Origin of the sequence: Rhodococcus sp. WAY2 (genome assembly GCF_009859915.1) — a bacterium.
GTDB lineage: Bacteria > Actinomycetota > Actinomycetes > Mycobacteriales > Mycobacteriaceae > Rhodococcus_F > Rhodococcus_F oxybenzonivorans.
Map to the genome: position 1 here is coordinate 5,377,725 of NZ_CP046572.1, position 17,078 is coordinate 5,394,802.

Consider the following 17,078-nt stretch of genomic DNA (forward strand, 5'->3'; position numbering starts at 1 on the left):
GCTTGGTGCCACAGGCTGAGCTGTCGGCGGGTCACGCACACGGTTGTCCGACTAAGGTCGATCGGCATGGAATCGGATTCGTTGGTTCGCGAATATCTGCTGCTCGGGCTGGGATTCGATCGGCTCGAAGAGGGATTCGTCGATGCGTACACCGGCGACCCGGCGCTGCGCCGGACGGTCGAGAACGCGCCGCGGCCCGACCCGCGGGAACTGGCACGCACAGCAGCAACCCTGCGTGCGGAATTGCCGTCCGCGGGTCTGTCCGACGAGCGGACGCGGTTCCTCGACGTCCATTTGCGGGCACTCGAATGCTCGGGACGGAAGTTCGCCGGGGACGACGTCGGGTTCGTCGACGAGGTGGAGGCCTATTTCGACGTTCGCATTGCACGCGGCGACGAGGGGCAGTACCGCGAGGCGCACCGCAAGATGGACACCGTGCTGCCCGGAACCGGCACACTCACCGAGCGGGTCCATGCCCACCGCGCCGCCGACGAGATACCGGCTGACCGGTTGAAGGACTGCGTCGACGCCTTCTCGAGCGCCCTGCGCGACCTGGTGCGCGAGCACTACGCCCTGCCCGAAGCCGAGGTCGTCGAGTACGAGGTGGTCGGGGACAAGCCGTGGTCGGGGTTCAACTACTACCTCGGAAACTACCGCTCCACGGTCGCCATCAACTCCGACCTGAAACAGCACATGGCAAATCTGCCTCGGCTCATCGCGCACGAGTCGTACCCGGGCCATCACACCGAGCACTGCCGTAAGGAAGCCGGACTCGTCGGCGCGGGGCAGCTGGAACAGACGCTGTTTCTCGTCAACACCCCGCAGTGCCTCATGGCGGAGGGTCTTGCCGACCTCGCGCTCGAATCCATCGTCGGTGAGAACTGGGGTCTGTGGGCGCAGGAAATCTACGCCGACCTCGGACTGCGATTCGACGGTGAACAGGCACAGCGACTGTCGGCGGCGTCCGGTCAGCTGCTCGGTGTCCGCCAGGACGCTGCGCTGATGCTGCACGACGAGCGCCGCAGCGCGGACGACGTCGCCCTGTTCCTGCAACGGTGGAGCCTGTCGACCCCCGAGCGGGCGCGGCAGTCGCTGCGCTTCCTGTCCTCGCCCCTGTGGCGGGCCTACACCAGCACTTACGTCGAGGGATACCGCCTGCTCGGCGGCTGGCTGGCGGAGGTCCCGGTGGGCGCGGAGCGGTCGGAACGGTTTCGTCGGCTCCTCGACGAACCTCTCGTTCCCAGTGCCCTCCGCCCCGTGAGTACTTCTTAACACTGGGGGGGCTGTTGCGAAATGTGTGACCGCGCTGGCGGGTGAGGGGGTGCCGCGGTGGGGGATCCCGCACCTTTGCGGCTCTCGGTCAGGTGGTGGCCGGGAGGGTGGTTCCGCCGGTGAGGTGGGTGAGGATCTTGCCGAGATTGTGGACGGCGGCGTGGAACGCCCATTCGCTGCGGGCCCGGTCGAGGCCGCGGCTGGTGAACCGGCGGAAGCCGAGGTTGTGTTTGGCGTGTCCGAACACGGTTTCGGCGATCGGTGAGCGCTTGCGGTAGGTGGCGATGCCGTCCTCGGTGCGTAGCCGATCGGCCATCGCCCGGATTGGATCCGGGTGCGGGTGCGGTGGTGCGGATCCAGCAATCGGATCGTCGGCCGCGGCGGCCTCGAGGTCCCGGCTCTTGCCGGTCGCGATCAACCGGTCCGGGCCGGGCGAGGTCAGGTTGCTCCGCGAGCAGTACCCGGCGTCGAAGAGCATCACCCCGATCAACTCCTCCGGTGTCGGGTCGGCGGGGTCCGGGCCGGTAGGGGGCGGGTCGGTGGGAAGTGTTCGGCCGCGACGGGTGGCGTCGATCAGTTGCGCGGCCTTGCCGACCTTGTCGACCAGGTCAGGGAAGTAGTCATAGTCCGCGGGGCTGGTCCCGACCCCGGTGGCCAGGATCACCCCGTCCTCGCTGGTGAACGCCTGACAGTTGTATCCCTGTAGCCACCCGCCGCCGCGCAGCGGCTGCAACCGCGAGTCCGGGTCGGTGATGTTGCGGCGCCGCTGCCCGGCGGCGGCGATGCGCTCGCGGTGTTTACACAGGGCGGTTTCGAGTTCGGTGCGCCGCCGCCGCACCAGATGATGCTCGTCGACCGGTTTCGGCACGAACCGGCCCCGACCGGCGGCGGGAGCATCCCGGAACCGGTCGAGCACACCCTGCTGCGCGGCGACCGCCTGCGCCAGCCGCCGCTCGGCGGCGGCGACCTCGGCCCCCACCGGCACCCGCCCCATCACCGTCTGACCCGCATCGAGCCTGCTCAGATAATCGTGGGCCTTACGGTCCCGGTCGGCATCCTGGTCCTGCTTTTCCGTCTCGAGCTGGGCCAACGCCTCCGCGATCCGCGCTGAGCGGGTCGCCGGATCGGCCAACTCCGCCGGCACCTGCCCCGGTCCCGGACCGTCGTTGCCGTAGAGGTCGTCCTCGGCGTCGTCGCACGCCGCGTGCGCGGCCGCCGCCGCCGCGGCGATCCGCGCGGCCTCCGCCTCGGCCGCTCGGCGGAGCCCGTCCTCGGTGCGGTTGGCGTCCTTCGAGGCGTTCGAGGCGATCTTCACCCCGTCCAACGCGATCGTTTCGAGTCGGCCCAGTCCCATCCGCGCGGCCAGGATCAGGACCTGCGTGAACAACTCCTCGCAGGCGGTGTGGTTGTCCTTGCGGAACCGCGAGATCGTCGCGTGATCGGGGGCGTCTCCGGCGCAGATCACCCGGTAGGACACCACCTCCGAGCAGGCCCGCTCGATCTGCCGGGACGAGCGCACTCCCCGCGACCACGCCCAGATCAGCAAGGTCACCAGCATGTCCGGGTCGTAGCCGGCCCGCCCCGCACCGCCGGTGCGGCGGTCGTGATGGAACGCCCGGGTATCGAGATGGGTGCCGACGATCTCGATCACCGTCCACACCGGATGGGTGGCCGGTAACCACTCCCGCATGTCCGGCGGCAACAGGAACTGCTGATCACGATCTACCGGTCGATATCCCTTGGCCACCAACACATTATCCAGGAAACCGCAGGTCACAGCATGTAGACACGCGGGCACCCCGACCCTCAATTTCGCAACAGCCCCTGGGCGGTTATCAAGTACGCACGGGTTCTTCGTAGACTGGGGGCATTCGTTTCCGCATCCAGCTTGGAGATTCCTCGATGACCGCTGTGCCCGGTACCGACGTCAACACGGCCCCCCTCGCCGAACTCGACCCCGAAGTCGCCCAGGCCATGGCTGGTGAGCTCGCCCGTCAGCGCGACACCCTGGAAATGATCGCCTCGGAGAACTTCGTTCCCCGCGCGGTGCTGCAGGCTCAGGGCAGCGTGCTGACCAACAAGTATGCCGAGGGATACCCGGGTCGCCGTTACTACGGTGGCTGTGAGCACGTCGACGTCATCGAGGACCTCGCGCGCACTCGTGCCAAGGAACTGTTCGGCGCCGACTTCGCGAACGTCCAGCCGCACTCGGGCGCGCAGGCCAACGCCGCCGTCTTGATGGCGCTGATGAACCCGGGTGAGAAGCTCCTCGGCCTCGACCTGGCGCACGGCGGCCACCTCACGCACGGCATGAAGCTGAACTTTTCCGGCAAGCTCTACGAGGTCGAGTCGTACGGGGTCAGCAAGGAAGACCACCGTATCGACATGGACGAGGTCCGCAAGATCGCTGTCGCCGCGCAGCCGAAGGTGATCGTCGCCGGCTGGTCCGCCTACCCGCGGCACGAGGACTTCGCGGCATTCCGGTCCATCGCCGACGAGGTCGGCGCATACCTGTGGGTCGACATGGCGCACTTCGCCGGCCTGGTGGCCGCCGGCTTGCACCCGTCGCCCGTCCCCTACGCCGACGTCGTGTCGAGCACCGTCCACAAGACCCTCGGTGGTCCCCGCTCCGGCCTGATTCTCGCCAAGCAGGAATGGGCGAAGAAGATCAACTCGGCCGTCTTCCCCGGACAACAGGGTGGACCGCTCATGCACGCCATCGCCGCCAAGGCCGTGTCGCTGAAGATCGCCGGCACCGACGAGTTCAAGGACCGTCAGCAGCGCACACTGACCGGCGCGAAGATCCTCGCCGAGCGCCTGACCGCCTCCGACGTGTCCGGCAAGGGGGTCAGCGTCCTCACCGGCGGCACCGACGTGCATCTCGTGCTGGTCGACCTCCGCAATTCGCAGCTCGACGGCCAGCAGGGGGAAGACCTTCTCCACGAGGTGGGCATCACCGTCAACCGCAACGCAGTGCCGTTCGATCCCCGCCCGCCGATGGTCACCTCCGGGCTGCGCATCGGCACCGCCGCGCTCGCGTCCCGCGGGTTCGGTGACGAGCAGTTCACCGAGGTCGCCGACATCATCGGTACGGCTCTGGCCGGTTCGTCCGACGTCGAGTCACTGCGCGACCGCGTGACCAAGCTGGCCGCCGACTTCCCGCTGTACGAGGGCCTCGAGGACTGGCGCCTCATCTAGGCGGCTCCGCCGCCCGTGCGCCTTTCTGGTAGCTGGAGCAACCAGAAAGGCGCACAGGCGCCGCAGGCGCCTTCTCCGCGTAACCCGATGTTCACCGACACGCCCGCCGCTCGCACGGCCGTCCGGCGTGTTTGGCAGTACCGTCGGAAGTAACAGGCAGCGGGGAAGTTGCTTGTACGGGAGGTCCTGATCGTGACTGGAACATTCAGTACGAGGGGGCCGGCGCCCGGCCCTCGTGTGGTTTGACACACCAGGGACGGACCGGTCCAGCGAACCGAGTTTGCGTGGGTGCCGCGCAGACCTAGGAGCCTCACGTGACTGCATCACGCTCCGTCTCAGCCCGATCAGGACGTACGTCCGCAGCCTCCGGCAAGAACTCGGCTTCGGGAGTTCGTACGTTCGTATTGGACACCTCCGTATTGCTGTCCGACCCCTGGGCCGTTGCCAGGTTCGGCGAGCACCGTGTCGTGCTTCCTCTCGTCGTCATCAGTGAACTCGAGGGGAAACGGCACCACCATGAGCTGGGATGGTTCGCACGCGAATCGCTGCGCATGCTCGACGACCTTCGCCTGGAATACGGCCGTCTCGACCAGCCCGTGCCGATCGGCACGGAGGGTGGCACCCTGCAGGTCGAGCTCAACCACACCGACCCGTCAGTGCTTCCGGTCGGATTCCGCACGGACAGTAACGATTCCCGCATCCTCGCCTGCGCCCTGAATTTTGAAGCGGAGGGTAGCGACGTCGTCCTGGTCAGCAAGGACATCCCGCTCCGCGTCAAGGCAGGCGCGGTGGGTTTACCCGCCGACGAGTACCACGCTCACGACGTCGTCCCTTCCGGCTGGACTGGTATGGCTGAGCTCGACGTGGCGTCGTCGTCGATCGACGAACTCTTCTCCGAGGGTGTCGTCGATCTGGAGGAGGCGCGGGAGCTGCCGTGTCACACGGGGATTCGGCTTCTTGGTGGTTCGTCGAGCGCCCTCGGCAGGGTGAACGCCGACAAGCGGGTGCAGTTGGTGCGAGGCGAACGGGAAGCGTTCGGCCTGCACGGACGCTCGGCCGAGCAGCGCATCGCCCTCGACCTTCTCATGGACGACAGCGTGGGCATCGTGTCGCTGGGCGGCAAGGCCGGCACCGGCAAGTCGGCGCTGGCGTTGACCGCGGGACTCGAAGCGGTGCTCGAGCGTCGGACTCAGCGGAAGGTCGTGGTCTTCCGGCCGTTGTACGCGGTGGGCGGTCAGGAACTCGGGTACCTGCCGGGCAGCGAGAGTGAGAAGATGGGCCCCTGGGCCCAGGCCGTGTTCGACACCCTCGACGGCCTGGCGAGCCCCGAGGTGATGGAAGAAGTTATCAGTCGCGGGATGCTGGAAGTTCTTCCCCTCACCCATATTCGGGGACGGTCACTGCACGATTCGTTCGTGATCGTCGACGAGGCGCAGTCCCTCGAGCGCAACGTTCTGCTCACGGTGCTGTCCCGGCTGGGAACAGGATCGCGCGTGGTTCTGACGCACGATGTGGCTCAACGCGACAACCTGCGGGTCGGGCGCCATGACGGTGTCGCGGCGGTGATCGAGAAGCTGAAGGGCCACCCGTTGTTCGCCCACATCACGCTGACTCGCAGTGAGCGTTCGCCGATCGCCGCACTCGTGACGGAGATGCTGGAGGAATTCGGGCCCACGCCGTAGCCCCTGGCTAAAGCGCCGTAGCTCCTGGATAAAGCTCGAGCTCCGCCCAATGTCGCGTCGGAACAGAAGAACTGGACCGAATGGGACATTGGGCGGACGCTTCGGGCCGGATCAGAACATTCGAACCAGTCCCTTCAGCGTGCCCCACAGGAATGCCCGGTTGCTGAAGTAGTCGCGCCAGACGAGGATTTTGCCGTCCTCGATCTCGAAGGTGCCGCACACCCAGAATTCGCTGCGCAGCCGATTCCAGATGAGGATGTCGGTGCGTTCGGTGAGCACTGCTGTTCCTTCGTCGGCGATGTGATGCAACCGGACATCGAACCCGACACCGGGCCTGCTCATCCCCCGGAGAATCCGCATCACCGACTCTATCCCGCGAATCTTGGGCAGAGACACGTTGTGCCACACGATGTCCGGGTGCAGATATTGGCGGGCCGTATCCGGGTCGCCGGCAACGAGGGCGTCGAGGAATTCGCGAACCACGCGAATATTGGCGGTGTCGGCCGGTGAAACCGTATCGATAGACTGTGAAGTGGGTTCCATGGTACTTCCTGCTCGAAGTGAGTTCAGCGAACGAACGTTCCCTGACCATCTGTGTTGTAGTACTCCAGAATCAGACTGTTACCCGCGAACGTCGCCTCCGACACCGTGCCGGGCGGGGCGTTCTCGCCGCTGGGCCTAAACGTGAAAATGCTTCCGTCCCAATGCTCGAGTGGGAAGGTCTGCCCCGCGGGTCCGAGTTGCAAGGTGAGTTGACCGTCTTTCTCGCTGACAACGGCCGGACCCCAGTAGGCGTTGTTGTACGTTCCTGTATACGTGGGAAGTGGCTGCGCGGGAGCGGGGTTGGTGGGCGCGTCCTTGCCGACGAGGCTGCCCTCGGGGTCGAGCATCGGGGAGATGGCTTGGTAATACAGATCCCTCCACTCTTCGCGGATCTCGCCGTACTGGACGAGATCGGCGAATTCTGCGGTCAGGGTTTCGGGAATTCCGGTGGGCGAGCCGTTGGTCAGGGCGACGATCGCGACGTCGGCCGAGGGGATCGCCACGAAGTTGGTGGCGGCCCCGAGTTGGAAGGCACCCGAGTGGCTGAGGGAGACCCGGCCGGCAGAAGTGGTCGACACGTTGAACCCGTATCCGTAGAACCCCGGACGCGCGTCGAGGGAGCTCGGGGGACTCGACACAATCTGCGGACTGACCGCGGGGAGCAGGGCTTTCGAATCGACGATTTCCTTGCCCTCGAACATGCCGTCGCCCAGGAGCATGGTGAGCCACTTGCTCATGTCGTTGACGGACGAGCTGACGCCGCCGGCCGGTGACTGAGCATCGGGGTCGCGGACGGCGTCGGCGACGTACTTGCCGTCGACGAGCTGATGGCCGATGGCACGGTTACTCCGCGCCTGGAAGTCGGCGAACCGGGAACTTGTCGAGTCCATCCCGAGTGGTTGGTAGATCGCCCGTTCGGACAGCGTCGCCCAATCCGTTCCGGATGCCGCGGCCACCGCTTCGGCGGCCGCGGTGACCCCGAAGTTGGTGTATTCATACGTGATACGGAACGGATTGAGCGGCTCGAGCCGAAGCTTGTCGAGTACCTGCTGCTGGTTGTTGCCGAGATCCTCGAGTCCGTCACCGGCGTGATCCGGCAAACCAGAGCGGTGCGAGTACAGATCGCCGACCGTGACATGCTCGGTGACCCAAGGGTCTGCGAGCGCAAAACCCGGAAGCTTCGAGACCACGGTCGTGTCCCAGCCGACCACGCCGGTTCCCACCTCGTGCGCGACCACCGTGGACCCCACCGACTTCGACAGCGATGCCAGTTGGAAGACGGTGTCGGCGTCCACCATCTCGTCGGTGCCCTCTTCGCGTACGCCGAATCCCTTCGCATAGACGGTTCGCCCTCCGTGCACCACCGCGACCGCCATTCCGGGCACGTGTGTGCTGTCCATGAGATTCTTCACCAGGTCGTCCAGGCGTCCGACCGCGTCGTCGACTCGGCCGTCGGGTATGTCGACGCCGGAGACGGTTGCGGGATTGGCCGGCTTGTCCGGGGCGGTTGTCGACGCGGGAGAACTGGCGGTGTCGGTGGACGGCTCATTGTCGGTGCACCCCGTGACGAGCGACCCGGCCAACAGGACAGCGAAGAACAGTGTCATCGAGTTCCCACGTCTGCGCATTGGAGGTCCTCTGCTCGGGCCGGCGAAAATCGGGAACTCTCAGCGTAACCACGAAGCTCGGTGACCTGGGGCTTTTCCGCCGATCCGGGCTCGGGTCCGGGCTGGGCGAGCCGGTGACCGCGTGCTCGAGATTCCTGCGCGAGCACGCGGACGCTACGGTATGCGAATGCCGACTGAATTCACGGACAAGCACCTTCTCACCGAACTGGCTCCTGTGGTCGAGGAGAATCTCGCTCGTCACATCGCCGAGGCCGACGGCTGGCTGCCGCACGACCTGGTCCCGTGGGACCAGGGTAAGAACTTCGCATTCATGGGTGGCACGGACTGGTCGGCCGATCAGTCCACCCTGAGCGAGGTGGAGGCACTTGCACTCACCGTGGGCGTTCTCGTCGCCGACAACGTGCCCGCGTACCACCGGGAGATCGCCAAGCACCTGGCCATGGTGGGTCCGTGGTGGCGTTGGGTCGGCCGCTGGACAGCAGAGGAGAACCGGCACTCCATCGTGCTCCGGAACTATCTGATGGTTACCCGCGCGGTCGATCCGGTCGCACTCGAGCGCGCTCGGATGGACGAGATGGTGCGTGGATACGCCATGCCGCCGATGCACCTGCTCGAGATGCTCGCCAACTCGGCATTCGAAGAGAAGGCCGCGGCCGTCCGGCACCAGAACACCGCCGCCCTCGCCGAGGACCCGCTGGTGGCGTCGATCGAAACGCGGCTGGCCGCCGACGACGAACTGCAGTCGGTGTTCTACCGCAACGTCGTCGAAGCCGCGTTCGCAGTGGCGCCCGAACAGATGATGCGCGCCATCGCCTCGCGGATCGACGCATTCGACGTGCCGAGCGTGGAGTTGCCCGGCGGGAAGAACAGCACTGCGGTGCTCGCCGAAGCCGGCATCTACGATCCCGCACACCAGCGCGAGAAGGTGTTCGCACCGCTTCTCGGGGCATGGAACATCGCCGGCCGCTCCGACTTGGGGACCGAGGGCGAGAAGGCCCGCGAGGAACTGTCGGCACTGCTGTAGGGAACGGTAACGAAGGTGGCCCGCACTTCGAGGAGTGCGGGCCACCGTCGTGTCTGGCTGGAGGTCAGTCCTCAACCTTCGCCATGGCGAGCACGTCGAGACGCTTGTCCAGCTCCTCCTCGCTGAGTTTGTCACCGATCAAACCGCGGTCGACGACGGTCTCCCGGATCGTCTTCTTCTCCTTCAAGGCCTGCTTGGCAACGGCGGCCGCCTCCTCGTATCCGATCGCCGAGTTCAGGGGCGTGACGATGGACGGCGAAGACTCGGCGAGGGTCCTGAGGTGAGCGGTATTGGCTACCAGGCCCGCGACACACCGGTCGGCGAACAGCCGCGTGACGTTGGCGAGAAGGGTGAACGATTCGAGAACGTTCCGGGCCATCATCGGAATGTAGACGTTCAACTCGAATGCGCCCGCAGCCCCACCCCAGGCGACGGCGGCATCGTTGCCGACTACCTGGGCAGCCACCTGGGTGGCGGCCTCCGGGAGAACCGGATTGACCTTGCCGGGCATGATCGAACTTCCGGGCTGCAGGTCGGGAAGCCGAATCTCGCCCAAACCGGTGAGCGGACCCGAACCCATCCAGCGGATGTCGTTGGCGATCTTGGTGAGGGATACAGCAATGGTGCGCATCGCCCCGGACGCCTCGACGAGACCGTCTCGCGCCGCCTGCGCCTCGAAACTGTTCTTCGCCGGCGTGAGCGCGTCGATGCCCGTCGCCTTGACCAGTTCGGCCACCACTTTGGGTCCGAAACCGTCCGGGGCGTTCAGGCCGGTGCCGACCGCGGTGCCGCCGATGGGCAGTTCGCCGAGCCGTGGGAGACACGCCACGATGCGTTCCATGCCGGCTTCCATCTGCCGGGCATACCCCCCGAACTCCTGACCCAGCGTCACCGGGACCGCATCCATGAGATGGGTGCGTCCCGACTTCACGACCGACTTCCACTCGGTGGACTTGTCGAGAAGGGCCAACCGGAGGTGGTCGAGGGCCGGGATCAGGTTCTTCACCGCCGCCTCGGTCGCGGCCACATGAGTGGCGGTGGGGAAGGTGTCGTTCGACGACTGCGACATGTTGACGTCGTCATTGGGGTGGACGACGACACCCGCTGCGGCGGCGATCGAGGCGATCACCTCGTTGGCGTTCATGTTGGAGCTGGTTCCGGAGCCCGTCTGGAAGACGTCGATGGGGAACTGGTCGTCGTGCTTGCCTTCGGCGATCTCACCTGCCGCTGCGATGATCGCGTCGGCCTTCTCGGGATCGAGGAGCCCCAGGTCCTTGTTGACCTGCGCGCACGCCGCCTTCAGGAGGCCCATGGCGCGGATCTGGGTGCGTTCGAGACCTCGACCACTGATCGGGAAGTTCTCGACGGCGCGCTGCGTCTGCGCGCGCCACAGCGCGTCCACGGGGACCCGCACCTCACCCATGGTGTCGTGTTCGATCCGGTACTGCTGCTCGTTGCTCTCCGTCATGGGTCAAACATTGCCACTTCCGGACGCTGCGCGCCCGTGCGCCGTTGTGGTTGCAGGAGCTACCAGAAAGGCGCACGGGCGGCGAAGGCGCTCAGAAGGACGGCGGAACCGCCCCGTCCTCACCGTCGAAGTCGACGGACGAGTACTCACGAAGCTTCTCGAGGCGGTGGTACGCGTCGATCATGCGGACCGTTCCCGACTTGGATCGCATCACGATGGACTGTGTGGACGCGCCGCCACCGTAGTAGCGGACACCACGCAGCAGGTCGCCGTCGGTGACACCGGTGGCGCAGAAGAAGACGTTCTCGCCGGACACCAGGTCTTCGGTGGTCAGCACGCGGTCGAGGTCGTGACCGGCGTCGATGGCCTTCTGGCGCTCGGCGTCGTCGGTGGGAGAGAGCCTGCCCTGCAGCGAACCACCCATACAGCGCATGGCCGCGGCGGCGATGATGCCCTCCGGCGTACCGCCGGTGCCGAGGAGGATGTCGGTGCCGGACTCGGGCCGGGCCGCGGCGATGGCGCCTGCCACGTCACCGTCCGAGATCAGGCGGATCCGGGCGCCGGTCTGACGGACCTCGTGGATGAGTTCGGCGTGCCGGGGACGGTCGAGGATGCACACGGTGATGTCCGAGACCGAAGCCTTGCGGACCTTCGCGACCCTCTTGATGTTCTCGGCCACCGGCGCGGTGATGTCGATGACGTCGGCGGCGTCGGGGCCGACCGCGATCTTCTCCATGTAGAACACGGCCGACGGGTCGAACATGGCGCCGCGCTCTGCGACAGCAAGGACGGAGATGGCGTTGGGCATGCCCTTGGACATCAGTGTGGTGCCGTCGACGGGGTCGACCGCGAAGTCGCAGTCGGGGCCGTCGCCGTTGCCGACCTCTTCGCCGTTGAACAGCATCGGCGCCTCGTCCTTTTCGCCCTCGCCGATGACGACGACGCCGCGCATGGAGACACTGTGCACGAGCTGACGCATGGCGTCGACGGCGGCTCCGTCGCCACCCTCCTTGTCGCCACGGCCGACCCAGCGACCGGCAGCCATTGCACCAGCCTCGGTGACTCGGACCAATTCGAGAGCAAGGTTTCGGTCCGGGGCCTCGCGGCGTCTCGATGTGGTGCTGGCCGTCATGGGCAGTGCCTCCTGATGCAGTTCCGGTCGACGTTGTACGTCGACGCTGTGCCGGTCGGCCTGTCGGCCGCCGACTGTCGAGTGAATCTCAGGGCTGATTCTCCCAGAAAGTTGTGTGACGTGCGTTGCTGGGGCGACATATCGGGGACCGAGAATCGTCGTTCGGGGGCCGACCCTGGATACTGGTGTGCGTGGCATCCGATAAACCGCGCATCCTGCACAACAACCGCGACATGGTGTGGTCGCTCGTACCCCTTGTCCTGTTCTGCGTGCTGATCGCCGGTATCGCCAGCCAGTGCACGTTCAGCCCCGGCGGTCCCACGACCGGGCCGATTCCCAGCTTCGACATCGACGCTGCGCTGAAGTACGACGCGAACGACCTTCCGTTCCCGGTTCGGCAGCCGGAGACGCCCGAGGGCTGGACACCCAACTCGGGGAGCCGCAGCATCGTCAGTGGTGACGGCGGCGGCGACTCCAGCACCGTCGGCTTCATCACGCCGGCCGGTCGGTACATCCAGCTGACGCAGAGCAACGCGCTCGAAACCGTGCTGGTGCCCTTCGTGGCCGGTGGTCCGCGGAGGGCGACCGGTACGGAAGACATCGCAGGTCACACGTGGATCGTGTACGGCGGTGAGGGAGTCGAACCGATCTGGGTCTCCGACTTCGGCGATGTCCGGCTCCTCGTGACGGGCAGCGCCTCCGAAGAGGCGTTCGAGCAGCTCACCACGGCCGCGGCCGAAGCCCCGATCCTCCCGGCTTGATCGCAGCCGATTCGTCAGCTCTCGTCGTCGGCGTGCGCGAGCGCGGTCTCGACGCGTTTGCGGGCCCCTGCGAGGTGCTCCTCGCACCGCTTCGCGAGAGCCTCCCCGCGCTCCCACAGGGCGAGTGACGCGTCGAGGTCGAGACCGCCTTGTTCGAGCACCTTGACCACGTCGACGAGTTCGTCACGTGCCGCCTCGTAACCGAGCTCAGCGATGTCGGTGTCGTTTTCGGTGTTGCTCATGTCCTACTTGTCCTTTCCCATCACCGCGGCACGGATTGCGCCGTCGGCGACTCGAACGCGAATCTGGGTGCCCGGCGGGGCGTCGTCGACCGAACGCAGCACCTCGGGATCGCCGTCGGGCACGATCCGCTGAACGACGGAATAGCCGCGGGCGAGCGTGGCCGCGGGTCCGAGGGTGGTCAACCGTGCCCGCAGGTGCTCGATCGTGGTGCTCTCGGCGGCGATTGCCCTGGTGATGTCGCGGCGGCCCGCCTCGCGCAGTCGCTCGACCTCGTCGCCCCGCTCGTCGAGAGCGCGTACCGGATCGGCGAGCACCGGCCGGCTCCGCAGCTGGGAGATCAGGTGGGATTCGCGCTGTACCCAGTTCCGCAGCGCCGCCGCACTGCGTGAGCGCAGCTCGCTCACCAGCGCCTGCTCGGCGACAGCGTCCGGGACCACCCGTTTGGCGGCGTCCGTGGGGGTAGCGGCGCGCAGATCGGCGACGTGATCGCTGAGCGGGCTGTCGGGCTCGTGTCCGATGGCACTGACGATCGGGGTGGTGCACGCGACGATCGCCCGGCAGAGGGTCTCGTCGGAGAACGGCAGCAGGTCCTCCACGCTTCCGCCGCCGCGGGCCAGAATGATCACATCCACGTGCGGATCGGCGTCGAGTTCCTTCAACGCGTCGAGAATCTGCGGCACTGCGGTGACGCCCTGCACCGGGGTGTTACGAATCTCGAACCGGACGGCCGGCCAGCGGCGCTGCGCCACGCTGAGGACATCGTGCACGGCGGCACTTGCTCGGCCGGTGATCAGGCCGACGGTCCCGGGAAGGAAGGGCAGCGGGCGCTTGAGCCGGGGGTCGAACAGGCCCTCCGCAGCCAGAAGCGCGCGCAGCCTCTCTATCCGCGCGAGGAGTTCGCCGATTCCGACCGCGCGGATCTCGGTCACTCGCAGCGACACCGATCCGCGGCCGGTGTAGAACGACAACTTCCCGAACATCACCACCCGACTGCCCTCGGTGAGGGGGACAGGGGAGTTCTGCAACAGCTGAGGTGAGCACGTCACGGAGAGGGACATGTCGACGGACGGATCGCGCAGCACGAGAAACGCCGTCCGGGTACCGGGACGGGCATTGATCTGAGTGATCTGACCCTCGACCCACACACTCCCCAGCCGGTCGATCCATTGTGCGACCTTGGCCGAGACGGTGCGAACCGGCCACGGTTTGTCGGCGGTACTCGGTGCTGTACTGGCTGCGCGGGACTGGGCGGAAGTCACTTGGCCTTGGCGGTGGTGATGCGATTGGTCAGCATGGTCAGGAAGGGTGCCCGGGCAAGGGTCGCCGTCTCGTAGTCCAGCAGCGCTGTCAGGTCCTCGACGGACAGCGAGCGCAGGCGGGCCCGCAACTGGGCAAGGGTCAGCGACGAGTAGTCGAGGTAGGCGGCGATCTCGGGTTCGGCGACTGCGGAGGCGGGCTTCGGGGTCGTGGTCTTCGCCACACCGTTGGTACTCGGAGCCTTCGGGCCGGTGGGGGCGGTGGACTTCTCTGCGAGGTCGTCACCCTGAGGGCTGAGGGAGTACAGCGCGAAGCGGCCGGGCCCGGCGGGACGATCGTCCGGCGCGTCCTCGATGTCGGGTTCTCCGTCGGTGTCCTCGTCGAACACCGCCCAGGACGGCTGCTCTTCGTCGTGCGACCAGTGGATGAGGGCAAAAGCCTGGTCACCCTTGATGGCCAGCGCCGTCATGGTCTGCTGGACACGCATCGTGGTCTGCAGCACCTGGCTGACCGCAGTCATCGGCAAAGTGACCGCCGTCGTGGGCAGCCTCCTGGCTTCTTCGACGGCCGTCACGGCGATTCCAGCGGCGACGCGCGCCACGAACGGGGGACGAATCATGCTCACAGCCTGCCTGACATCGGCACGTTTGGGTAGCCGACGTGCCCACAGCGTGGACGACTCGACTCGATGACGCGCACAGTACCCCTCCCGAGGCCCGGCGAAAGTGTCCTAGCCGGGGGTGACCCGTACGCTGGAACCATGTCTTCGGCTGTTCCACTCAATGTGGGTATCACACGTTCGGCAGATTCGGGAGTGCGTGCGAGCGGTGAGAAGCGAGTGCTGCTCGCCGAACCCCGCGGGTACTGCGCCGGCGTCGACCGCGCTGTCGAGACGGTCGAGAAGGCGCTGGAGAAGCACGGCGCCCCGATCTACGTCCGCAAAGAAATCGTGCACAACCGCCACGTGGTGGAAACGCTCACCGAGCGCGGCGTGATCTTCGTCGACGAAACCGACGAGGTGCCCGAGGGTGCGTTGCTCGTATTCTCTGCGCACGGTGTGTCGCCGGCCGTGCACGAGTCGGCCGCAGCCCGCAATCTCCGCACCATCGATGCGACGTGTCCACTGGTCACCAAGGTGCACCAGGAAGCGAAACGTTTTGCCCGCGACGACTACGACATTCTCCTCATCGGCCACGAGGGCCACGAGGAAGTGGAAGGCACTGCCGGCGAGGCGCCCGACCATGTGCAACTGGTCGACGGACCCGAGTCGGTGGATGCCGTCTCGGTCCGCGACGAGTCGAAGGTCATCTGGCTGTCGCAGACCACGCTGAGCGTCGACGAGACCATGCAGACCGTGGCGCGGCTGCGGGAGAAGTTCCCCCACCTGCAGGATCCGCCCAGCGACGACATCTGCTACGCCACCCAGAACCGTCAGGTGGCGGTGAAGGCGATGGCGCCCGAGTGCGATCTGGTGATCGTGGTGGGCTCCCGCAACTCGTCCAACTCGGTGCGCCTCGTCGAGGTGGCTCTCGGAGCCGGGGCGAAAGCGTCGTACCTCGTCGACTTCGCCCGTGAGGTGGATCCGGCGTGGCTCGACGGTGTTCGCACGGTCGGCATCACTTCAGGCGCCTCGGTGCCGGAAATTCTCGTGCGCGGTGTGATCGACCTACTGGCCGAACACGGGTTCCACGACGTCCAGCCGGTCACAACTGCCAACGAGACACTCGTCTTCGCGCTTCCCCGGGAGCTTCGCGCCGCCCGGCACTGACACTGTGCCGACCGCCGAGGAGCACTGACACCGTGCCGACCGCCCGGAATCAGCGGGGCTGCTCCGTCTCGAACGGTGGTTCGTAGCGGTCCCGGTAGCGCACCTGAGGGATCGGGTGGGCAGGCACGTCGGTGGAACGGTAGCGGGCCGTCGGCCGCTGCGGGGTCGATCGCGGTGTCTGTGCCGATCGCGGGGCTTCGGTGGACCGGGACGGCTGTGCGCTGCGCGGTACCTGGGTAGAGCGGGGTGTCTGCGAGATCCTCTCGGATACCGGCGGCGGGGGAGTGGGGCGTCCCGAAGACGCCGACCGACGCGGAGGCGGGCTGTCGGCCCGCCGCGCCGAGGAGCGAGGGTGCTCCCGGGCGGAACGCCTCGGCCGCAACCTCGTGGCCGACTCGTCGGCGTCCGGTGCGGTACGACGTGTGCGCGTGCCCTCGCGTACCGAACGAGGCGTGCGGCGCCGTTCCGACGTACGGGCGGGTCCGGTTCGACGCTGCTGGAGGAGGAGCCGCAGCCCGCCGATCACGAGGACGACGACTGTGGCGGCCAGCATGATCGGGAACCGGTTCACCAGCGGGTACGCGACGTTGATGGCGAGGTCTCGCAGGGCTGTGCTGTTCTCTTCCGCGATCAGGCTCTGGCCCAGCGGTACGCCGACGAACAGGATCAGCGGCGGTTGCACGATGGCGGTAAAGAGGGCGCCGTTGCCGGCAGCCACCACCGCGAGGACGCAGCCGAGGAAATAGAACGTCGAGAACGCCGCGGTGAGTTCGCTCCCGCCGGCCGCATCGGCCACGAACCCGAGACAGGTGACTCCGACGGCCAGAAGAATGACACCCCACCAGGGGAGACCGGGAACCGACCCGACAATCGACTGCCGATCGAGCGGCACCCCGGAGCGAGCACGTTGGGTTGCAGACACACAACGACAGTAGCGGCAACATGTCGACTATCGCCGTTGGCGTGACCGGTCGGAGACCGGACTTGCACGGTAATTGTGCCGTTCCTCACGAATTGGAGCCACGACGTCGCCCTCTGTCCGGGCAGCGCCGATCGGTTGCCCGCCACGCGGCGGGGGTGTTCGGGATTTGTCGGCACCGTG

15 protein-coding genes are annotated in these 17,078 nt (G+C 66.8%); 6 read left to right on the forward strand and 9 right to left on the reverse strand.

What is annotated here, in order from left to right; all coding sequences use genetic code 11:
* Positions 1 to 66 precede the first annotated feature (66 nt).
* Positions 67 to 1,272, forward strand: a complete 1,206-nt coding sequence (locus GFS60_RS24285) for a DUF885 domain-containing protein (protein WP_159925228.1) — start codon at positions 67 to 69, stop codon at positions 1,270 to 1,272.
* Between the two features lie 88 nt (positions 1,273 to 1,360).
* Here GFS60_RS24285 and GFS60_RS24290 read toward each other — a convergent pair whose 3' ends face one another.
* Complete coding sequence (locus tag GFS60_RS24290) at positions 1,361 to 3,025, reverse strand: transposase (RefSeq protein ID WP_201453431.1); 1,665 nt, start codon at positions 3,023 to 3,025, stop codon at positions 1,361 to 1,363.
* Positions 3,026 to 3,174: 149 nt separating this feature from the next.
* Here GFS60_RS24290 and glyA point away from each other — a divergent pair, with 149 nt between their 5' ends.
* Positions 3,175 to 4,470 carry a serine hydroxymethyltransferase gene (gene glyA / locus GFS60_RS24295; RefSeq protein ID WP_159925230.1) on the forward strand — a complete coding sequence of 432 codons (1,296 nt, stop codon included), beginning with the start codon at positions 3,175 to 3,177 and terminating at the stop codon, positions 4,468 to 4,470.
* 314 nt (positions 4,471 to 4,784) lie between these two features.
* A complete protein-coding gene (locus GFS60_RS24300) occupies positions 4,785 to 6,152 on the forward strand; it encodes a PhoH family protein (RefSeq protein ID WP_109332225.1) in 1,368 nt (455 codons plus the stop codon).
* A 111-nt stretch (positions 6,153 to 6,263) separates the two neighbouring features.
* Here the strand turns inward: GFS60_RS24300 and GFS60_RS24305 are convergent, their stop codons facing one another.
* Both GFS60_RS24305 and GFS60_RS24310 read right to left on the reverse strand, forming a co-directional pair.
* Entirely contained in the window at positions 6,264 to 6,695 is a 432-nt protein-coding gene (locus tag GFS60_RS24305) for a limonene-1,2-epoxide hydrolase family protein (protein WP_159925232.1), read from the reverse strand.
* A 23-nt stretch (positions 6,696 to 6,718) separates the two neighbouring features.
* Positions 6,719 to 8,323, reverse strand: coding sequence for a serine hydrolase (locus GFS60_RS24310; protein WP_159925234.1), 1,605 nt, complete (start codon positions 8,321 to 8,323; stop codon positions 6,719 to 6,721).
* Positions 8,324 to 8,489: 166 nt separating this feature from the next.
* Between GFS60_RS24310 and GFS60_RS24315 the strand changes: the two genes are divergently transcribed.
* Positions 8,490 to 9,347 (forward strand): acyl-ACP desaturase, encoded by an 858-nt coding sequence (locus GFS60_RS24315; RefSeq protein WP_159925236.1) that lies wholly within the window; start codon positions 8,490 to 8,492, stop codon positions 9,345 to 9,347.
* Between the two features lie 64 nt (positions 9,348 to 9,411).
* On the opposite strand, the gene GFS60_RS24320 is transcribed toward GFS60_RS24315, so the two are convergent.
* The gene (locus tag GFS60_RS24320; RefSeq protein WP_159925238.1) at positions 9,412 to 10,815 is read right to left on the reverse strand and encodes a class II fumarate hydratase; all 1,404 of its coding nucleotides are present in this window, start codon (positions 10,813 to 10,815) and stop codon (positions 9,412 to 9,414) included.
* 91 nt (positions 10,816 to 10,906) lie between these two features.
* Positions 10,907 to 11,947 (reverse strand): class II fructose-bisphosphatase, encoded by a 1,041-nt coding sequence (gene glpX / locus GFS60_RS24325; RefSeq protein WP_159925240.1) that lies wholly within the window; start codon positions 11,945 to 11,947, stop codon positions 10,907 to 10,909.
* A 191-nt stretch (positions 11,948 to 12,138) separates the two neighbouring features.
* Between glpX and GFS60_RS24330 the strand changes: the two genes are divergently transcribed.
* Complete coding sequence (locus GFS60_RS24330; RefSeq protein WP_159925242.1) at positions 12,139 to 12,708, forward strand: DUF4245 domain-containing protein; 570 nt, start codon at positions 12,139 to 12,141, stop codon at positions 12,706 to 12,708.
* Between the two features lie 14 nt (positions 12,709 to 12,722).
* Here the strand turns inward: GFS60_RS24330 and GFS60_RS24335 are convergent, their stop codons facing one another.
* From GFS60_RS24335 to GFS60_RS24345, 3 genes are read right to left on the reverse strand one after another with little or no spacing between them, the layout of a single operon-like run.
* Positions 12,723 to 12,950, reverse strand: coding sequence for an exodeoxyribonuclease VII small subunit (locus GFS60_RS24335; RefSeq protein WP_159925244.1), 228 nt, complete (start codon positions 12,948 to 12,950; stop codon positions 12,723 to 12,725).
* Positions 12,951 to 12,953: 3 nt separating this feature from the next.
* Positions 12,954 to 14,210, reverse strand: coding sequence for an exodeoxyribonuclease VII large subunit (xseA, locus tag GFS60_RS24340; RefSeq protein ID WP_159925246.1), 1,257 nt, complete (start codon positions 14,208 to 14,210; stop codon positions 12,954 to 12,956).
* On the reverse strand, positions 14,207 to 14,827 hold the full coding sequence (locus GFS60_RS24345) for a lipid droplet-associated protein (RefSeq protein WP_109335266.1): 621 nt from the start codon (positions 14,825 to 14,827) through the stop codon (positions 14,207 to 14,209). The genes xseA and GFS60_RS24345 overlap by 4 nt, the downstream gene beginning before the upstream one ends.
* Positions 14,828 to 14,968: 141 nt before the next feature.
* On the opposite strand from GFS60_RS24345, the gene GFS60_RS24350 reads away from it, so the two are divergent.
* Complete coding sequence (locus GFS60_RS24350; protein WP_159925248.1) at positions 14,969 to 15,976, forward strand: 4-hydroxy-3-methylbut-2-enyl diphosphate reductase; 1,008 nt, start codon at positions 14,969 to 14,971, stop codon at positions 15,974 to 15,976.
* A gap of 49 nt (positions 15,977 to 16,025) precedes the next feature.
* On the opposite strand, the gene GFS60_RS24355 is transcribed toward GFS60_RS24350, so the two are convergent.
* On the reverse strand, positions 16,026 to 16,898 hold the full coding sequence (locus tag GFS60_RS24355; RefSeq protein ID WP_201453440.1) for a DUF6542 domain-containing protein: 873 nt from the start codon (positions 16,896 to 16,898) through the stop codon (positions 16,026 to 16,028).
* Positions 16,899 to 17,078: the final 180 nt, after the last annotated feature.